The sequence below is a fragment of the Klebsiella sp. 2-CIP_Kleb. genome, from assembly GCF_050378715.1.
GTDB lineage: Bacteria > Pseudomonadota > Gammaproteobacteria > Enterobacterales > Enterobacteriaceae > Klebsiella > Klebsiella quasipneumoniae.
Genome location: NZ_JBNRLG010000002.1, coordinates 138,582 through 156,998, shown reverse-complemented (window position 1 = coordinate 156,998; position 18,417 = coordinate 138,582). Strand labels below are relative to the sequence as shown.

At 57.1% G+C, this 18,417-nt stretch carries 19 protein-coding genes and 1 pseudogene; 8 read left to right on the top strand and 12 right to left on the bottom strand.

Annotated elements, in window-relative coordinates; all coding sequences use genetic code 11:
- Window positions 1-2: 2 nt before the first annotated feature.
- The 7 genes and pseudogenes from ACQUTP_RS08715 to ACQUTP_RS08685 all read right to left on the bottom strand — a co-directional run bounded on the left by ACQUTP_RS08715 (window position 3) and on the right by ACQUTP_RS08685 (window position 6,199).
- On the bottom strand, window positions 3-368 hold the full coding sequence (locus ACQUTP_RS08715) for a VOC family protein (RefSeq protein WP_004204838.1): 366 nt from the start codon (window positions 366-368) through the stop codon (window positions 3-5).
- 137 nt (window positions 369-505) lie between these two features.
- Window positions 506-1,477 carry a protein translocase subunit SecF gene (gene secF, locus ACQUTP_RS08710; protein WP_004204839.1) on the bottom strand — a complete coding sequence of 324 codons (972 nt, stop codon included), beginning with the start codon at window positions 1,475-1,477 and terminating at the stop codon, window positions 506-508.
- Between the two features lie 10 nt (window positions 1,478-1,487).
- A complete protein-coding gene (gene secD, locus ACQUTP_RS08705) occupies window positions 1,488-3,335 on the bottom strand; it encodes a protein translocase subunit SecD (protein ID WP_004204840.1) in 1,848 nt (615 codons plus the stop codon).
- A 26-nt stretch (window positions 3,336-3,361) separates the two neighbouring features.
- Window positions 3,362-3,694: a preprotein translocase subunit YajC gene (gene yajC, locus ACQUTP_RS08700; RefSeq protein WP_002890398.1), complete on the bottom strand. Its 333-nt coding sequence runs from the start codon at window positions 3,692-3,694 to the stop codon at window positions 3,362-3,364.
- 22 nt (window positions 3,695-3,716) lie between these two features.
- Window positions 3,717-4,844 carry a tRNA guanosine(34) transglycosylase Tgt gene (gene tgt / locus ACQUTP_RS08695; RefSeq protein ID WP_002890395.1) on the bottom strand — a complete coding sequence of 376 codons (1,128 nt, stop codon included), beginning with the start codon at window positions 4,842-4,844 and terminating at the stop codon, window positions 3,717-3,719.
- 110 nt (window positions 4,845-4,954) lie between these two features.
- The gene (queA, locus tag ACQUTP_RS08690) at window positions 4,955-6,019 is read right to left on the bottom strand and encodes a tRNA preQ1(34) S-adenosylmethionine ribosyltransferase-isomerase QueA (RefSeq protein WP_004204841.1); all 1,065 of its coding nucleotides are present in this window, start codon (window positions 6,017-6,019) and stop codon (window positions 4,955-4,957) included.
- Between the two features lie 64 nt (window positions 6,020-6,083).
- Window positions 6,084-6,199, bottom strand: a pseudogene (locus ACQUTP_RS08685) (hypothetical protein).
- Between the two features lie 88 nt (window positions 6,200-6,287).
- Here ACQUTP_RS08685 and acpH point away from each other — a divergent pair.
- On the top strand, window positions 6,288-6,869 hold the full coding sequence (gene acpH / locus ACQUTP_RS08680) for an ACP phosphodiesterase (RefSeq protein ID WP_004204843.1): 582 nt from the start codon (window positions 6,288-6,290) through the stop codon (window positions 6,867-6,869).
- Window positions 6,870-6,996: 127 nt separating this feature from the next.
- Entirely contained in the window at window positions 6,997-7,599 is a 603-nt protein-coding gene (locus ACQUTP_RS08675) for a peroxiredoxin (protein WP_004178733.1), read from the top strand.
- 144 nt (window positions 7,600-7,743) lie between these two features.
- On the opposite strand, the gene ACQUTP_RS08670 is transcribed toward ACQUTP_RS08675, so the two are convergent.
- Window positions 7,744-7,890, bottom strand: a complete 147-nt coding sequence (locus tag ACQUTP_RS08670; RefSeq protein WP_032446996.1) for a hypothetical protein — start codon at window positions 7,888-7,890, stop codon at window positions 7,744-7,746.
- A gap of 55 nt (window positions 7,891-7,945) precedes the next feature.
- Here ACQUTP_RS08670 and ACQUTP_RS08665 point away from each other — a divergent pair, with 55 nt between their 5' ends.
- The 5 genes from ACQUTP_RS08665 (at window position 7,946) to fba (ending at window position 12,012) form a co-directional block, all read left to right on the top strand.
- Entirely contained in the window at window positions 7,946-8,389 is a 444-nt protein-coding gene (locus tag ACQUTP_RS08665) for a PTS sugar transporter subunit IIA (protein WP_004204845.1), read from the top strand.
- 5 nt (window positions 8,390-8,394) lie between these two features.
- Window positions 8,395-8,682, top strand: a complete 288-nt coding sequence (locus tag ACQUTP_RS08660; protein ID WP_017898931.1) for a PTS sugar transporter subunit IIB — start codon at window positions 8,395-8,397, stop codon at window positions 8,680-8,682.
- A 20-nt stretch (window positions 8,683-8,702) separates the two neighbouring features.
- Window positions 8,703-10,094, top strand: coding sequence for a PTS ascorbate transporter subunit IIC (locus tag ACQUTP_RS08655; RefSeq protein ID WP_004204848.1), 1,392 nt, complete (start codon window positions 8,703-8,705; stop codon window positions 10,092-10,094).
- A gap of 65 nt (window positions 10,095-10,159) precedes the next feature.
- Window positions 10,160-11,122 carry a carbohydrate kinase family protein gene (locus tag ACQUTP_RS08650; RefSeq protein ID WP_151628467.1) on the top strand — a complete coding sequence of 321 codons (963 nt, stop codon included), beginning with the start codon at window positions 10,160-10,162 and terminating at the stop codon, window positions 11,120-11,122.
- A gap of 35 nt (window positions 11,123-11,157) precedes the next feature.
- Window positions 11,158-12,012 carry a class II fructose-1,6-bisphosphate aldolase gene (gene fba, locus ACQUTP_RS08645; RefSeq protein ID WP_074186558.1) on the top strand — a complete coding sequence of 285 codons (855 nt, stop codon included), beginning with the start codon at window positions 11,158-11,160 and terminating at the stop codon, window positions 12,010-12,012.
- Window positions 12,013-12,070: 58 nt separating this feature from the next.
- On the opposite strand, the gene ACQUTP_RS08640 is transcribed toward fba, so the two are convergent.
- The 3 genes from ACQUTP_RS08640 to ACQUTP_RS08630 form a co-directional block, all read right to left on the bottom strand.
- Window positions 12,071-13,939, bottom strand: a complete 1,869-nt coding sequence (locus tag ACQUTP_RS08640; protein ID WP_428902410.1) for an amidohydrolase — start codon at window positions 13,937-13,939, stop codon at window positions 12,071-12,073.
- A gap of 24 nt (window positions 13,940-13,963) precedes the next feature.
- On the bottom strand, window positions 13,964-14,509 hold the full coding sequence (locus tag ACQUTP_RS08635; protein WP_004204853.1) for an antibiotic biosynthesis monooxygenase: 546 nt from the start codon (window positions 14,507-14,509) through the stop codon (window positions 13,964-13,966).
- 183 nt (window positions 14,510-14,692) lie between these two features.
- The gene (locus ACQUTP_RS08630) at window positions 14,693-15,334 is read right to left on the bottom strand and encodes a hydrolase (RefSeq protein ID WP_002890357.1); all 642 of its coding nucleotides are present in this window, start codon (window positions 15,332-15,334) and stop codon (window positions 14,693-14,695) included.
- 265 nt (window positions 15,335-15,599) lie between these two features.
- On the opposite strand from ACQUTP_RS08630, the gene ACQUTP_RS08625 reads away from it, so the two are divergent.
- Window positions 15,600-16,502 (top strand): LysR substrate-binding domain-containing protein, encoded by a 903-nt coding sequence (locus ACQUTP_RS08625; protein ID WP_048294243.1) that lies wholly within the window; start codon window positions 15,600-15,602, stop codon window positions 16,500-16,502.
- On the opposite strand, the gene malZ is transcribed toward ACQUTP_RS08625, so the two are convergent.
- Complete coding sequence (gene malZ, locus ACQUTP_RS08620) at window positions 16,499-18,316, bottom strand: maltodextrin glucosidase (protein WP_080847350.1); 1,818 nt, start codon at window positions 18,314-18,316, stop codon at window positions 16,499-16,501. The genes ACQUTP_RS08625 and malZ overlap by 4 nt on opposite strands.
- Window positions 18,317-18,417 lie beyond the last annotated feature (101 nt).

The window sequence follows — 18,417 nt, the reverse complement described above, 5'->3', positions numbered from 1 at the left end:
GGTTAAGCCGGTTGGTGCAGGCCGACGCGGTTGCCCTCGCTGTCAGTAAACAGCGCGATGGTGCCAATATTATTCGGCAGCGTCAGCGGCCCGAAAACACACGCCCCACCCGCCGAGGCGACGCGGTCGAGTGTGGCGGCAAGATGGTCTGTATGCAGGTAAATAATAGCGCCCTGCGCTGAAGGCGCGATACCCTCAAATTTGGCCAGCGCGCCGCCGGGGGCCGGATCCTGATGCGGGAACACCGCCAGCTCGGCGCAGTCCATGGTTTCGCGACGCAGCGTCACCTGCATCACCGGCTCATAAAACGCGACGGCGCGATCCATATCGGCGACCGGAATTTCAAACCAGTTAATCACGTTATTCATACTTCCTCCTGCTCGTTATTGAGTTCAAAAGGAGTGTATGGGAGGGCTCCTGACAGCATACTGTCAGCAGGTTTTGTCGCGGGCAAAAAAAATCCCGGCCGCCTGGGCCGGGATTGCTTTATTTCAACTGAACCGTATTACGGCAGAATTGACGGCTGGTCCGCCCCTTCTTTTTCCACCTTCTGCTGCAGCAGATGCTCGCGCTTCATGCCCAGCTTCAACGCCAGCGCGGAGGCGACGTAGATAGAAGAAGCCGTACCGATGGAAACACCGATCAGCATGGTCAGCGAGAAGCCTTCCAGAATCGGGCCGCCGAACAGGAACAGCATCAGGATCACCATCAGGGTGGTCCCGGAGGTGATCAAGGTACGGTGCAGCGTCTGGGTCAACGACACGTTGAAGATCTCGTACGGCGTACCGCGGCGGATCTTACGGAAGTTTTCACGGATACGGTCCGATACCACGATACTGTCGTTCAGCGAGTAGCCGATAACCGACATCAACGAGGCCACAATGGTCAGGTCGATTTCGATATGGAACAGCGACAGCACGCCCATGGTGATCACCACGTCGTGCGCCAGGGCGATAACCACCCCCGCCGCCAGACGCCATTCGAAGCGGAAGCCGACGTAGATCAGGATACAGACCAGCGCGGCAATCAGCGCCAGGGCGCCGGTTTGCGCAAGGTCCGCACCGACGCTCGGGCCGACAAACTCAATGCGCTTCACCGCCGCGTTCTGGCTGGTCGATTCGTTAATCACCGTCACGACCTTACTGCCCAGCTCCTGGCTGCCGTTGGCGTCATGCACCGGCGGCATACGTACCATGATGTCGCGGCTGCTGCCAAAGTTCTGCACCTGCGGCTCTTCAAAGCCCGCTTTTTGCAGGGAATCGCGCATCTGGTCGAGATCGACCGGCTTCTCAAGGGTAATTTCGATCACCGTACCGCCGGTGAAATCGAGACCCCAGTTAAAGCCGCGGACGCCGATGATGGCGATCGACACAATCAGCAGAAAACCTGAAATGCCGAAGGCCCAGTAGTCCCAGCGCATAAAGTCCCAGACTTTACGGCCGTGGTTCAATTGTTCAACAGTATATTCCTGTGCCACAACGCACTCCTCAGATAGACAGCTTTTTAACGCGCTTGCCGCCGTACAGCAGGTTCACGATGGCACGGGTGCCGACGATAGCGGTAAACATTGAGGTCGCGATACCGATACCGGTAGTAATCGCAAACCCTTTAATGGCACCGGTACCGACCGCGTACAGGATGATCACTTTGATAAGCGTCGTCACGTTGGCGTCGAAGATAGAGCTGAACGCGCCGCGATAACCTTCGTCAATCGCCTGCTGAACGGTACGCCCGTTGCTCAACTCTTCTTTGATGCGCTCGTTGATCAGAACGTTAGCATCGACCGCCACCGCAAGGGTTAACACGATACCCGCGATGCCCGGCATGGTCAGCGTCGCCCCCGGGATGAGGGACATAATGCCGACAATCAGCACCAGGTTGGCAATCAGCGCCGAGGTCGCAATCAGACCGAACTTCTTATAGAAGAGGATCATGAACAGGATGGAGACCACCAGGCCGGCCAGACAGGCTTCCAGACCCTGCTTGATGTTCTGCATACCAAGGGTTGGGCCGATAGTCCGCTCTTCGACGATCTGAATCGGCGCAATCAACGCGCCGGCACGCAGCAGCAGCGACAGCTGGCGCGCTTCGTTCGGGTTGCTGATACCGGTAATACGGAAGCTGTTACCCAGACGCGACTGGATGTTGGCGATGTTAATCACCTCTTCCTCTTTCGCCAGGATAGCCCGACCGTTGGCGTCTTTCTTACCGCTGTCTTTATACTCCACGAACAGGGTCGCCATCGGCTTGCCGATATTGTCCTTGGTGAAGTTGGACATGATGTTACCGCCCGCGCTGTCCAGCGAGATGTTGACCTGCGGCTGGTTGTACTCATCCATGCTGGAGGTCGAGTCGGTGATATGGTCACCGGTCAGGATCACCCGCTTGTACAGCACCACCGGCTGGCCTTCACGCGTCTGCTTCACTTCCGAGTCGCCCGGTACGCGGCCAGAGGCGGCGGCGGACTGGTCAACGTTGGTATTGACCAGACGGAACTCGAGGGTCGCGGTCGCGCCAAGGATCTCCTTCGCCCGCGCGGTATCCTGGATACCCGGCAGCTCAACGACGATGCGGTCAGCGCCCTGACGCTGAACCAGCGGTTCGGCGACGCCTAGCTGGTTCACACGGTTACGCAGAATGTTAATGTTCTGCTGAACCGCGTACTCACGGGCTTCTTTCAGGCGCTCATCGGTCATCACCGCTTTCAGGCTGTTGTCACCCTGAGAGGAGATCACCAGATCGCGATGGCGAGGGCTGAGATAAGAGATAGCCTGGTCGCGCGCCGCGCTGTCGCGGAAGACGATGCTCAGACCGTAGTTGTCTTCCTTGCGCACGGTCGCGTAAGGAATGCCTTTGTCGCGCAGCTCGCTGCGCAGGCTATCGATGTTCTGTTCCTGCAGTTTGCCTAACGCGGTGTCCATGTCGACTTCCATCAGGAAGTGCACGCCGCCGCGCAGATCAAGACCCAGCTTCATCGGTTCGGCATAGAGTGCCGCCAGCCAGCGTGGGGTTGCCGGAGCAAGGTTTAGCGCCACGACGTATTTGTCACCCAGCACGGTAAGCAGCGCTTCACGCGCGCGCAGCTGGGTATCAGTGGTGTCGAAGCGCGCAAGAATAGCGCCCTCTTCCAGTGCCACAGACTTCGCGGTAATTTTTTCTTCTTGTAAAGTTTTCTGGACCTGGATCAGCGTTTGCTCACTGGCGGCGACGCCGCGCGCGCCAGTGATTTGAACAGCCGGATCCTCACCATACAGGTTGGGAAGCGCATAGATCAGGCCGACGACAATGACGACGACCAGCATGACATACTTCCACAAAGGATAACGGTTTAACACGGCAGTTCCCTTTGGGAAAAGTTAGATTACAGCGCCTTCATGGTGCCTTTCGGCAGAACGGCAGCAACGAAGTCACGTTTGATAACCACTTCAGTGGTATCGTTCAGCGCGATAGCAATGTAGCCAGTTTCCGCTACTTTGGTCACGCGACCGACCAGACCGCCGTTGGTCAGCACTTCATCACCTTTGGCGATGGAGTTCATCAGGTTCTTATGTTCCTTGGTGCGCTTCTGCTGTGGACGCAGGATCATGAAGTAAAAAATCAGACCGAACACCACCAGCATCAGAATCAGAGACATCGGGCTGCCCTGCGCCGGTGCACCCGTTGCCGCTACCGCATCAGAAATAAAAAAGCTCATTGAAATTCCCTCATTATTAAAATTAATCAACGTTCAAAGGAGGCACGGTGCGCCCCTGACGTTGGTAAAAATCGGTCACGAAGCTCTCTAATTTACCCTCTTCGATAGCCTTGCGTAAACCAGCCATTAAACGCTGATAGTAGCGCAGGTTATGAATGGTATTGAGACGCGCGCCCAATATTTCGTTGCAACGGTCAAGGTGATGCAAGTAAGCGCGTGAATAATTGCGACATGTATAGCAATCACACTCGGCGTCCAGCGGCGCGGTATCGCTTTTGTGCTTCGCGTTGCGGATTTTCACCACGCCGTCGGTGACGAACAGGTGGCCGTTACGCGCGTTGCGCGTCGGCATGACGCAGTCGAACATATCGATACCGCGACGTACCCCTTCCACCAGATCTTCCGGCTTCCCGACGCCCATCAGGTATCGTGGTTTATCGGCCGGGATCTGCGGGCAGACGTGCTCCAGAATACGGTGCATGTCTTCCTTCGGCTCGCCGACCGCCAAACCGCCGACAGCGTAGCCATCAAAGCCAATCTCTACCAGACCTTTCACCGAGATATCACGTAAATCTTCGTAAACGCTGCCCTGAATGATGCCGAACAGCGCATTTTTATTGCCAAGGCTATCGAAACGGTCACGGCTGCGCTTCGCCCAGCGCAGAGACATCTCCATTGAGCGCTTGGCGTAATCCCAGTCCGCCGGATACGGCGTACATTCGTCGAAGATCATCACGATATCAGAGCCGAGATCGTACTGAATCTCCATGGATTTTTCCGGATCGAGGAAAATCGGATCGCCGTTGATCGGGTTGCGGAAATGCACGCCCTGCTCGGTGATCTTACGGATATCGCCAAGGCTGAACACCTGGAAGCCGCCGGAGTCGGTCAGGATCGGTCCTTTCCACTGCATAAAATCGTGCAGATCGCCGTGCAGCTTCATGATCTCCTGACCCGGGCGCAGCCACAGGTGGAAGGTGTTGCCGAGAATAATCTGCGCGCCGGTGGCTTCCACCTCTTCCGGCGTCATCCCTTTGACGGTGCCGTAGGTGCCAACGGGCATAAAGGCAGGTGTTTCCACCACGCCGCGCTCAAACACCAGGCGACCGCGGCGGGCGCGACCGTCGGTGGTATCCAGTTCAAATTTCATGCTTGCTCCTGCGTCAGAAAAACAGTCCGACGTTTTCATACTCGCCACGGAATGATTCCGTGGCTAAAAAAATGCGTCATGGCGTCCAAAAAGCCGGCGGGCCGGCCTCTTCAGGGACGCTCAGAAATAGCCTGCGGATTGTACGTGATAAACATCGCATCCCCGTAGCTAAAAAAGCGATATTTCTGCTCCACCGCTACCTTATAGGCGTTCATGGTGTGCTGATAACCCGCAAACGCCGACACCAGCATAATCAGTGTGGATTCAGGGAGATGGAAGTTGGTTACCAGCGCATCGATCACCTGGTACTGATAACCCGGGTAGATGAAAATCTGCGTATCGTCGAAGAACGGCGCAATCAGGGCGTCTTTCGCCGCCTGCGCCGCGCTCTCCAGCGAGCGTACCGAGGTGGTGCCCACCGCGATCACGCGATTGCCGCGCGCCTTCGCCGCCAGCACCGCATCGACTACCTCCTGCGGCACTTCCGCATATTCAGAGTGCATGGTGTGCTCTTCAATGCTGTCGACGCGCACCGGCTGGAAGGTACCCGCGCCCACGTGCAGGGTGACAAACGCCATCTCAACGCCTTTGGCGCGCAGTTTATCCAGCAGCGGTTCGTCGAAGTGCAGACCAGCGGTCGGGGCGGCTACCGCGCCCGGCCTGGTGCCGTAGACGGTTTGATAAAGCTCGCGGTCAGCGTCTTCATCCGGGCGGTCAATGTAGGGCGGCAGCGGCATATGGCCAATCCCGTTAAGGATCTCCAGCACCGGGCGCTCGTCGTTAAATTCCACTTCAAACAGCGCGCCGTGACGCGCCAGCATGGTGGCCTGAATGCTCTCGTCGTCGCCCAGCAGCAGCTCGGCGCCCGGCTTCGGCGCTTTCGAGGCGCGAATATGGGCGAGGATGCGCTTATCATCCAGCATCCGCTCCACCAGCACTTCGATCTTGCCGCCGCTGGCCTTACGACCGAACAAACGCGCCGGGATCACCCGGGTGTTGTTAAACACCAGCAGATCGCCAGGATTGAGCTTATCGAGGATGTCGGTGAAGGTGCCATGCGTCAGCGCGCCCGTCGGCCCGTCCAGGGAAAGTAAGCGGCAGCTGCTGCGCTCAGGCATCGGATAGTGGGCGATCAGAGATTCGGGTAGTTCAAAAGCAAAATCGGTAACGCGCATGACGGTAACTCAGACTGAATAAAGAGGCGGGTAGTCTAGTGCCGGGGCGTTCTGCCTGCAACCTTTACCCCTCCGGACGAATGACATAATCTATATTCCAAATCATTCCGAATGCCGCCATGCGGCAGCCGAATGCATCACCGGTGGCAGAGGGCCGCGCGCGGCCAGACAGCACGCCATTCGGGCACCGGGGCTGCCGTTCAGGGCGACGCGCAGCGCTACACCGCTCACTCTGCTCGCCATAAAGTATTTAAAGGATGTCGTCGCTATGAATTTTCTCGCCCACCTGCACCTGGCCCATCTCGCCGACAGTTCGCTGCCCGGCAATCTGATGGCCGACTTTGTGCGCGGCAACCCGCAGGGCGACTATCCGGCGGCGATCGTCGATGGCATCTATATGCATCGGCGAATTGACGTGCTGACTGACAACCTGGCGGAAGTCAAAGAGGCGCGGGAGTGGTTTCGCCCGCAGACCCGCCGCGTCGCCCCCATCACCCTCGACGTCATGTGGGATCATTTCCTGTCGCAGCACTGGGCGCAACTCTCCCCTGACCTGCCGCTGGACGAGTTCGTGCGCTACGCCGAGCGGCAGATCGTGCCGATCCTGCCCGACTCGCCGCCCCGCTTCGTCAATCTCAATCAATACCTGTGGTCGGAGCGCTGGCTGGAGCGCTATCAGGAGATGGATTTTATTCAGCGCGTGCTCAATGGCATGGCCAGCCGCCGCCCGCGTCTCGAGGCGCTGCGCGACTCCTGGCAGGATCTGGATACTCACTACGACCGGCTGGAGGGGCAGTTCTGGCGCTTTTATCCGCAGATGATGCGTCAGGCGAAAAACAAACAGCTGTAATCGCTGCGACATTGATAGGTAAAAGCTGGCTGAACGATTGTCAGCGCCTCTTTGTGTTATTGGCGGACAGGCTCTATACTTGCCCGCGTTGCGTTCCAAATAACCTTAGTAATTACAGGAGAATCAAATGGTTCTGGTCACTCGTCAAGCGCCGGATTTTACTGCAGCCGCTGTGCTGGGTAATGGTGAGATCGTTGAGAAATTCAATTTCAAACAGCACACCAACGGTAAACCTACCGTTCTGTTCTTCTGGCCGATGGACTTCACCTTCGTTTGCCCGTCTGAGCTGATCGCGTTCGACAAACGTTACGAAGAATTCCAGAAACGCGGCGTGGAAGTGGTTGGCGTTTCCTTCGACTCCGAGTTCGTGCACAACGCATGGCGTAATACCCCGGTAGACCAGGGCGGTATCGGCCCGGTTAAATACGCGATGGTTGCCGACATCAAACGTGAAATCCAGAAAGCTTACGGTATCGAGCATCCGGACGAAGGCGTAGCGCTGCGCGGCTCCTTCCTGATCGACGCCAACGGCGTGGTTCGCCACCAGGTGGTTAACGACCTGCCGCTGGGCCGTAACATCGACGAAATGCTGCGCATGGTTGACGCGCTGCAGTTCCACGAAGAGCACGGCGAAGTCTGCCCGGCGCAGTGGGAAAAAGGAAAAGAAGGTATGGCTGCCTCTCCGGAAGGCGTGGCAAAATACCTGACCGAAAACGTCTCCAGCCTGTAATCGGCACACGTTTTTATAAAAGGCCCGCTCAAGCGGGCCTTTTTTGTTAGCGGCGTCAAAATTTAAGAAAATGACCCGCTGATATTTGTGACCAGCAATACACTTCTGCTGAAAAATTTCGCTCTGCCTCTCATTTTTTCTCTGTCAAATTTCAGCGTTAAATCTCAACCACTTCATAACAGTCTGAAAAACAAATAAATTAATTATATGATTTTCAGCCAGCACTTTGCCGTCGATGTGATCGCCATCAATATTTAAAACCGCGGATGTGATCTCATCCATCATTTTTATCAATGTATTTGGTCATGATTTTACTCAGGAACAGGAATACGTTCAGGAGAAGAGAATGGATATTATTTTTGACCCGACGTTAATCGCCCTGAAGCAGAATATTTCCCATGCGGAGGAGGCCATCGAACTGGCGGGTTCATTACTCGCCAGGCGCCAGATTTGCAGCGCCGAATATGTCAACGAGATGCTGACAGTATACGAGGATTTTGGCGCCGCCATCGTGATAGATGACGGGATTGCCATGCCGCACGCCCGCCCGGAAAAAGGGGCATTGCAGACCGGATTTTCGCTTGTCACCACCGCCACACCAGTGACCTTCGGCCACGATGAGTTCGATCCGGTTACCGTCGTCATCGCGATCGCCGGCGCCGATGCTGACAGTCATATCAAAATGATCCAACTGATTGCCTCGCTGATCGAGTCAGATATCGTGACTTTTCTTCAGCAGGAAAATGACGTGAATTCAGTCTTACATTTCATCCAAAAACAAATGGAGTAGTCATTATGTTAGTTATCAGAACGGTTTGTGGTAACGGTATTGGCAGTTCATTGATGGCTGCGAATAATGTGAAGAAGATCTGTGAAGAATTAGGTATCAAAGCGGACGTCGCTTCGGTCGATTTTGCTAACGCCGTCGGGGAAAAAGCCGACCTTTACGTCACGATCAAAGAACTGGCAAATCAATTTCCGGCCCACTGTCATGTCGCCATTATTCGCAGCTACGTCCATAAAGCAAAAATCGCCGAGGATATTACCGACGCGCTGATGAAAATTGCTGCGACTCACTCTTAATCAGCATAGAGGGAACGACCATGCAGGCTATTCTTAGTTTCTTAACGGAAATATTCAGTCAACCCGCTTTTTTAATGGGGCTTATCGCCTTCGTTGGCTTAGTGGCGCTGCGCTCCCCCGGCAACAAACTCCTTACCGGCACATTAAAGCCGATTTTAGGCTATTTGATGCTGAGCGCTGGCGCAGGCGTTATCGTTGCCAATCTCAACCCGCTGGGCGGTATTATCGAAGCTGGATTTAATATCCGCGGCGTTATTCCTAACAATGAAGCCATTGTCTCCGTCGCCCAGAAAATGCTGGGCGTGGAAACCATGAGTATTTTGCTGTTGGGCTTTATTTTCAACCTGATCATAGCCCGCTGCACCAAATATAAATATATCTTTCTCACCGGCCATCATTCGTTCTTTCTCGCCTGCCTGTTCTCCGCCGTCCTGCAGGCGGCGGAGTTCCAGGGCTGGATGTTGATCCTGATCGGCGGATTCCTGTTGGGCTCATGGTCGGCCATTTCCCCGGCCATTGGCCAGCGTTACACCAGGCAGGTAACCGAAGACGGCGGGATCGCCATGGGCCATTTCGGCTCCCTGGGCTACTACCTCTCGGCGTGGATCGCCAGCCGGACCGGCAATCCGGCAAACTCCTTCGCCGATACCGAAATTTCAGAAAAATGGGGTTTTCTGCGCGATACCACCGTCACCACCGGTATCGTGATGTTTGTTATCTACTTCATCTGCAGCGCTGTCGCCGGATCGGCGTACCTGAGCACCATCACCGACCAGAATATGCTGATCTTCTCCGTGCTGACCGGTCTGCAGTTCGCCGTTGGCGTAGCCATTGTCTACAACGGCGTGCGGTTGATCCTCGGCGATCTGGTGCCGGCATTCCAGGGCATCAGCCAGAAACTGATCCCGGACTCCATCCCGGCCGTTGACTGCGCGGTGTTCTTTACCTTTAGCCCCACCGCGGTGGTGGTGGGATTCATCAGCTCCTTTGTAGGCGGTCTGGTCGGGATGCTCATGCTCGGCGGACTGGGCATGGCGCTGATTATTCCCGGCATGGTGCCGCACTTCTTCTGCGGCGGCACCTCCGGGGTCTTTGCCGACAAGCTGGGCGGTAAGCGCGGGTGTATCATCGCCGCCTTTATCGGCGGGATCTTCCTCGCCTTCCTGCCGGCGATGCTGCTGCCGGCGCTCGGCAACCTCGGGTTTGAAAACAGCACCTTCGCCGATTTCGACTTCGCAGTATGGGGCATCATTATTGGTAACGCGTTCACCCAGTTTGGCCAGGTCACTATCTACCTGATTTGTCTGGCGCTGCTCGTCGCGCTGCTGGTGCCTTTCTGCTTCCGTCAAGTACGGGTAGTGGGCAACACGCTCAGCTATGAGGAGCTTACTGCCAAGCAGAAAAATGAATAAGCGAGGTCATTTTTCCCTGCGGGAAGGTCACGCTTCCCGCCGCTGACAAATAATCAGGAGTGGTTATGGCTATTTTGTCCATTGGATTTGCCTGTTTCGATCAGTTTTTCTTTCTCAATGAATGGCCCAAGGAGAATACCAAAAACTTTTGTCATGATTTTATAGAAAGCGGCGGCGGCCCGGCGGCCAATGCAGCCTGGCTGCTGGGATTATGGGGTGAGGAGGTCTATTACATCGGCCATCTGCATCAGGACCTTTACGGTCAGCGCATTATCGATGAGTTTGCCGAAGCGGGGGTGGATACCAGCCAGGTGGTTTTCTCCGATGACATGATCACCCCGCTGGCCTCGGTGCTGGTCAATCGCTTAACGGGTTCGCGGACGATTATTACCCGCAAGATGCAGACACCGCCTTCCCTGACCTACGATCAAAAGCTCAAACTGGACGACCTCGCCGAACGACTGATTGCCGCCGAGGATCCGGTCACCATTTTAATTGACGGCCATGAGCCGGAAATCAGTGAATATTTAATTAAGAAACTGCCCAACGCCAGAGTGGTGATGGACGGCGGGTCACTGCGCGCCAGCAATATAAAACTCGCAGCCTGGACCGACTATTTTGTAGTGAGCGAACATTTTGCCCGCGATTATATGAGCTATCGCTCTTTGAGCACCGAAGCAGAAATTAAAGCGGCGCTGATTGAGCTGAATAAAATTTGCCGCGGTGAAGCATTTATTACCCTTGGCGAAAAAGGCTGCGCTTTTTTAAAAAGCGGTATGCTGCAGATCGTTCCTTCCTGGCTGTGCAATGCCGTTGATACCACCGGAGCCGGGGATGTATTTCACGGCGCCTTCACCTATGGCGTCCACTACTCATGGCACATAGATAATATTATTTTATTTGCCAGCCTGACCGCCGCCATTTCTATTGAGAAAAAAGGGGTACGGGAATCTATGCCGGACCTGGCGGTCGTCCACCACTCGTTAAATAGCTACGAGAGAAACTTAAAGCAATATTTTGAAGAATAACTGCATTTAATAAATATCAAGAGGTGAATATGTTAGTGTCGATGAAGGACATGCTTCAGCATGCCCTGCGGGACGGCTACGCCGTCGGTCAGTTCAACATTAATAATCTGGAATGGGTCGGCGCCGTATTAAGCACTGCCCAGCAGTGCCGCTCACCGGTTATTTTGGGCGTGTCCGGCGGCACGGTTAAGCATATGCTCGGGTTAAAATGTATTCATGACATCGTAGTTAACGCCATGGAGTATTTGCATATTGATGTTCCGGTGGCGCTGCATCTGGATCATGGCACCTCCCGGGAGGCCTGCGAAGCGGCGATCGCCGCCGGCTTCAGTTCCATTATGTTTGATGGCTCGCATCTGCCGTTCAGGGAAAACCTGGCCATTACTCGCCATCTGGTGACGCTGGCGCACAGCAAAGGTATCTCTGTTGAGGCCGAACTGGGGACTATCGCCGGCAGTGAAGACGGCATTGTCAATTCCGAAGTCATCTACGCCGATCCCGAGGAGTGCTACACCCTGGTGACAGAAACCCAGGTGGATTGCCTCGCCGCCGCGCTGGGCTCCACCCATGGCCTGTATAAAGGCAAAGCCCGACTGGGATTTACCGAGATGAAAGCCATTGCCGAGCGGGTGAAGGTTCCGCTGGTGCTGCATGGCGGCACCGGTATTGCCGATGAGGATATGCGCCGGGCGATTGCCTGCGGCACCGCCAAGATTAACGTTAATACCGAAAATATGTACGCCTGGTGCCAGCAGGTGAAGGCGATCTTTGCTGCCGATACCGGGCACGATGTGAACGATCCGCGGAAAGTGATCGCCCAGGGACTGCAGCCAGTACGCGAAATGATTGCCCGCCGCATGGCGCTTTTTGGCTCACAGCAGCGCTATTGATGCGTGAAAGGTGGCTGAGACCTCCGCCCCTTAGCAACCGGGGCGGAGGCGTCAGGCATCAGAAGGCAAAGCAGGAGCAACCCAGCACGCCCCAGAAGGCCTGCTCGTCGGAGACCGGGATCGACGATTTTCGCGCGATATCATGCTGATGGCCGTGGACACCGCAGCTACCGCAGCACTGGTGCATCTGCACTATGGCGCCAATTTTGGCCGCCGCTGGCGGAGCGGAACGGTAATGGCCCGGGACCTTCACCACCGGCGACCACTCCGGCAGCACCGGGATCGGCGGCGGCGCCAGCGGCGAGAAGTGACCGGCGGCGTACACCACTTTGCCATCAACCACCGTCAGCACCGACTCAATGCCTTTGATCTCCTCTTCCGCGACGCTGAAATAGTCCTTCGACAGCACCACCAGATCGGCAAGCTGACCGGCGGCCAGACGGCCCTTTTTACCCTGCTCGCTGGAGAACCAGGCGCTGCCCGCCGTCCACAGCTCCAGCGCGACATCGCGCGGCAGGCGGTTGTTGTCGTCATACATCGCCATCCCGCCAACGGTGCGCCCGGAGACCAGCCAGTACAGCGCGGTCCATGGATTATAGCTGGCGACGCGGGTGGCATCGGTCCCTAACCCTACCGGTACGTCCAGCTCCAGCATTTTCGCTACCGGCGGCGTATGTTTCACCGCCTCTTTGCCGTAGCGATCGACAAAATATTCGCCCTGGAAGGCCATCCGGTGCTGCACCGCAATGCCGCCCCCCAGCGCCTTCACCCGCTCAATGTTGCGCTCGGTAATGGTCTCGGCATGATCGAAGAACCAGTGCAGGCCATTAAACGGAATGTCACGGTTCACCTTCTCAAACACGTCCAGCATCCGGCTGATGGACTCGTCGTAGGTGGCATGCAGGCGGAACGGCCAGCGATGTTCCACCAGATGGCGCACCACCCGCTCCAGCTCATCTTCCATGCCTTGCGGCAAATCCGGCCGCGGCTGCAGGAAATCTTCAAAATCCGCCGCCGAAAACACCAGCATCTCGCCGGCGCCGTTGGCGCGATAGAAATCGGTTCCCTGCCCCGGCTTCAGCATATCGGTCCAGCGCTCGAAGTCCTCCAGCTCCTGCTTCGGTCGCTGGGTAAACAGGTTGTAGGCGATGCGCACGGTCATCTGATCTTTTGCGTGCAGCTGCTCGATAATTTCGTAATCTTCCGGGTAGTTCTGGAAACCGCCCCCGGCGTCGATGGCGCTGGTCAGCCCCAGTCGGTTCAGCTCGCGCATAAACTGACGGGTGGAGTTCACCTGCAGATCCAGCGGCAGCTTCGGCCCTTTGGCCAGGGTGGCGTAGAGGATCATGGCGTTTGGTTTGGCAATCAGCATCCCGGTCGGGTTGCCGTGGCTATCGCGGACGATCTCTCCGCCCACCGGATCCGGCGTCTCTTTGGTATACCCCACGGCTTTCAGCGCCGCGCGGTTCAGCAGTGCGCGATCGTAGAGATGTAGCACAAACATTGGCGTATCGGGCGCCGCGTCGTTTAGCTCTTCCAGGGTCGGCATCCGTCGTTCGGCGAACTGGAATTCGCTCCACCCGCCGACCACCCGCACCCACTGCGGCGACGGTGTGCGATCCGCCTGATCCTTAAGCATTCGCAGGGCATCGGCCAGCGAGGGCACGCCCTCCCAGCGGAGCTCAAGGTTGTAGTTCAACCCACCGCGGATCAGATGCAGGTGAGAATCGTTGAGGCCCGGGATCACCGTATGCCCTTTGAGATCGACGATCTGCGTTCCCTCGGCGGCAAAGCTCATGATCCGATCGTGGCTTCCGGTGGCAACAATTTTTCCGTCGGCGATGGCCACGGCTTCCGCCAGCGGATTCGTACGATCGAGGGTATGAATCTGGCCGTGGGTCAGAATCAGTGTGGCAGTTTGCGACATAACACACTCCTTGGGGAGGCTGACTCAGTTTTTCTTCAACCAGCCAGCAAACAGGCGGGTCACGATGGGCATCCAGAACCAGACCACCAGCGCAACCACGCAGGCATCATTGATCAGGTGCAGCAGCAGGCTCCCCTTAAGCGACGGCAACAGCATGCCGGTCACCGTCGGCACCAGGTTGGTGCTGGGGAAAATCACCAGCAGGGTGATCAGAAACTGTTTCCAGCGCCGCGGCTGGCGCACATTCGCCACCGGCGGGGTAAACCAGAAGGCCGGTTCGGTCCGCACCTCCGTCCGATCGCCCTCCGTCAGCAGCGGGGCAATTTCCGCCACCAGCTGACGACGGGTTTCCGACTGCGTCCAGGCATAGAGATGCTCCAGGGTGTCGAAGCGGATAATCACGCTCCACAGATTCTGCCCTGCGGCGGGCCGGATCACATTCGCCCCGAGATGGCCGGGAAACTCAGCCGCGATGGGCATGATTTTGCCGAGCCACTCTTCGTAGCGCTGGCCGTGTTGCGGATCGAGCAGATGGCTGATGACCAGGGTCACCGATTTTTGCTGCGCCATAAAGATTCCTTGCTTCAGGGGAATGGCAGGATGATTCTCGCCATTAGCCATAGATGACCATACACAACGTCATTCATGCTGCGTCGAGGCGGCAAGCCGGCACGTCCCGGGAGCTGACATCAGTCAGTGACCGGGGCGGGCAAACCCAGCTAACAAAGAGGCAGCCTGAAGGGTGAAGTGTATTTAAGCTTTACGCTCTGGCGCGCCATGCACCATGGTATAAGCGTAATCCACGCCCATCCCGTAGGCGCCGCTGTGTTCGCGCACCAGGTCCATCACCGCATCGTAAGTCGCTTTGCGCGACCAGTCGCGCTGGTACTCCAGCAGCACCTGCTGCCAGGTCACCGGCACCGCGCCCGCCTGCACCATCCGGTCAATGGAGCGCTCATGGGCGTCGACAGAGGTACCGCCGGAGGTATCGGTGACCACATACACTTCGTAGCCCGCCTCCAGGGCCATCAGCGCCGGAAACGTCAGGCAAACTTCGGTCCACAGAGCGGAGATCACCAGCTTTTTACGGCCGGTCGCTTTCACCGCCGCAACGAAGGCATCGTCTTCCCAGGAGTTCATTGAAGTACGCTCAATCGGCTTGACGTCAGGATGCACGGCCAATAATTCCGGCCAAATATAACCGCTGAAGCTTTTGGTCTCTACGGAAGTGTAAATCACCGGTACATTAAAAATTTTGCCGGCTTTAGCCAGCGCCACGGTGTTATTTTTGAGGGTCTGGCGATCGATATTCGCCACGCCAAATGACATCTGTGGTTGATGATCAATAAAGATAAGGGCGGAATTAGTGGGATCGAGCAGTTCACGAATAGACATTAAATACCTTCTTAATCAATTAGTTAAAAAGATGACATGATGGTTAATGCGTCGTGTAGATCCTGACTGATAAAGCATGGTGAGTATAGCGAGTTATTTCTAACAAGTTATTAAAGTTTTTTTGTGGTTTATATTTTGTCAGCGGTTAGTATTTACTCATGCCAGCGTTCATCAAAATTTTACGGCAAACTGTTCTGATTTATTCACTGGCATTGATTATTGCGCTTAGGTACAACAAGGGGAAATTAATGAATGGAAACTCCTGATGCGCGTAAACTTTGATGTTCTGATGATCCTTGATGCGCTGGACCGACACGGATCCTTCGCCACCGCCGCAGAGTCGCTGTATAAAACCCCCGCCGCTCTGAGCTATATGATCCAGAAGCTGGAGAGCGATCTGGAGATCGTCTTGTTGGATCGTTCCGGCCATCGGGCAAAATTTACTGATACCGGGCGGCTGATGCTGGAGAAGGGGCGACAGCTTTTAAGCGCCGCCAAAGATCTGGAAAAGCAGGCCCAGCAGCTGAGCGCGGGCTGGGAGCGAGAGCTGGCGATCGCCCTCGACGCCTCGTTTCCCTTTTCGGCCCTGCTGCCGCTGATCGCCGAGTTCTACGCGCAAAACCCGCAGACCCGGCTGAACTTCAGTCATCACACCCTCGCCGGTTCATGGGAAGAGCTGACCCACCATGGCGCGGATATTATCCTCGGCGCCATCAATGAGCCGCCCACCTCCGCCGAGTGGTCATGGCAAACCCTCGGTGCGCTGGATAACATTTTCGTGGTCGCCCCGGCCCACCCGCTGGCGGGAGCGGAAACGCCGCTCAGCAATAAGCAGCTCAGCCAGCACCGGGCGGTGGTGATCCGCGACAGCGCCCGCTATTGCCATCCGCTGAACAGCAATCTGCTTGATGAACAGCCGCAAATCGGCGTCGATGATTTCGCCAGCAAAGTCGAACTGCTGTGCGCCGGGCTGGGCTGCGGCTTTCTGCCGCGTCATATCGCCCGCCCGTGGCTGGAAAAAGGCTGTCTGGTGGAGAAAAGCGTCGCCGGCTGGCGGGAAAAAGATATCACCTACATGGCCTGGCGCAGCGGGAATGACGGGCTGGCTCAGCGCTGGTGGCGGGAGGCGCTCCTCCGCGACGACCTGCTGAGCCAGCTCTATCGTTAACGACCGGACCAGACGCAGGCGGAGATAGCCGGGAGCGTCAGTACCCCGTTATGGAAGGCGCCGGCGCCCTCCTGCAGCGTCCAGGCTCCCACGTCCAAGAGCGGCGAATCCTCGATAACCACTTCGCAGGCTTCGCCGCGGTTAATCGCCACCAGTACCCGCTGCTGTTTGTAGACGCGGACAAACACCACCACGTTATCCTCGGCGTAAATCACCTGGCAGCCGCCGTAGCGCAGCGCCTGGTGGGCTTTACGCAGTTTCGCCATTCGCTGATACAGCGCCAGCAACTGGGTATCCTGCAGCGCCGGATCCCACGGGAACGGTTTGCGGCAGAACGGATCGTTATTGCCATCTACGCCCACCTCATCGCCGTAGTAGATACACGGTACCCCGGGCCAGCTGAACAGCCACACCACCGCCAGCGGCAGACGCGCTACGTCTTTGCCAAGGAGAGATTTAAAACGCGCCGTATCATGGCTGTCGAGCTGGTTGAACATCCGCAGCTGCTGCTGATGCGACAGCCCGGCGCGATAATTATCCATCCACGCCATACAGGTCTGGGCGTCTATCTTCTGCGGATCGTAAGAGATATCGGTATTGGCGAGGAATCCCCAGATCGGGAAGGTGAAGCCGCGGTAGTTCATTGCCGCATCTTCGGCATCCGCCTGCAGCCACTGGCGCGCGTCGCCAAAATGTTCGCCAAAGACAAAGGCTTCCGGCTGCGTTTGTTTCGCCGCCTGGGTGATGCCGGCGATATGCCGCAGGTTATTCCGCGCCCCGCCGCCTTCGCCCAGCATGTGCACCACGTCCAGACGCCAGCCGTCCATACTCCACGGCGCCTTCAGCCAGTGGCGTACGATGCTGTCCTCGCCGGCATAGATCTCGTTGACCAGGCTGGTCGACCGATAGTCGAGCTTCGGCAGACTGGCATAGCCCAGCCAGTTGTGCGCCTGCCCCTCCCCGGAGAAGGTAAACCAGTCGCGCCACGGGGAGTCCGGATGGTGGCCGGCGCCGCCGCTGCCCTGCTGGTGGCGATCGAACCAGGGATGGGAATCGCCGGTATGGTTGAACACGCCGTCGAGGATCATGCGCATCCCCGCCCGCTGGGTGTTGTGGCGCAAGCGGAGCAGCGCCGCGTCGCCGCCAAACTGCGGATCGACGCGCCGATAATCCTCGGTGTCGTATTTATGCACGCTGGGGGCGGCGAAGACCGGGTTCAGATACAGGGCGGTGACGCCGAGCTGCTTCAGGTAAGGCAGTTTTTCGCTGATGCCGTCGAGATCCCCGCCGTAGAACGTCGACCCGCCCGCCTCGCCGGTAAGCGGTTCGTCCCACGCCTTGCGCACAATCTCCCGTCCCGCCGCGTGATGGTAATAGACCGCATCCTGTTCGGCGTCACGCGCAGCGCTGCGGGCAAAGCGATCGGGGAAAATCTGGTAGAAAACCTGATCGGCCACCCACTGCGGGCCGGCGTCCGGCAGGTCGACGGCGAACTGCTCCAGCCTGGCCGGCGGGAAACGGCTGAAGCCCTGCGGCGTAAACCAGCGCTGATGGTCGGCCCACAGTAGCTTAAAGCTGTAGCGGCGGCGCGGCTGACCGCTGGCGAGATGGATTTCACCGCGCCATGCCACTACACCCGGCCTCGGCGCCTGGCGGAGGCGCTGCATCGGCAGCGACAGCTCTTCGTTATCTTCTTCCGCGCGCAGCGTGATCCGCTGCGGCAGCGACTCACCGCTCAACCACAGGGTAATAAACAGTCGGTCCTGTTGCACCTTGATAAAGGGTGCAACCGGAAGGTGCCATGCCTTCAACATCGTGAATCCTCATTGTGCAGAATGGGCACACCTTGCCATAGCCGTCAGGCGCAGAACTCATCGTCACAGGATTTTTTGGGGGAGGATAACGGGGGAGGACG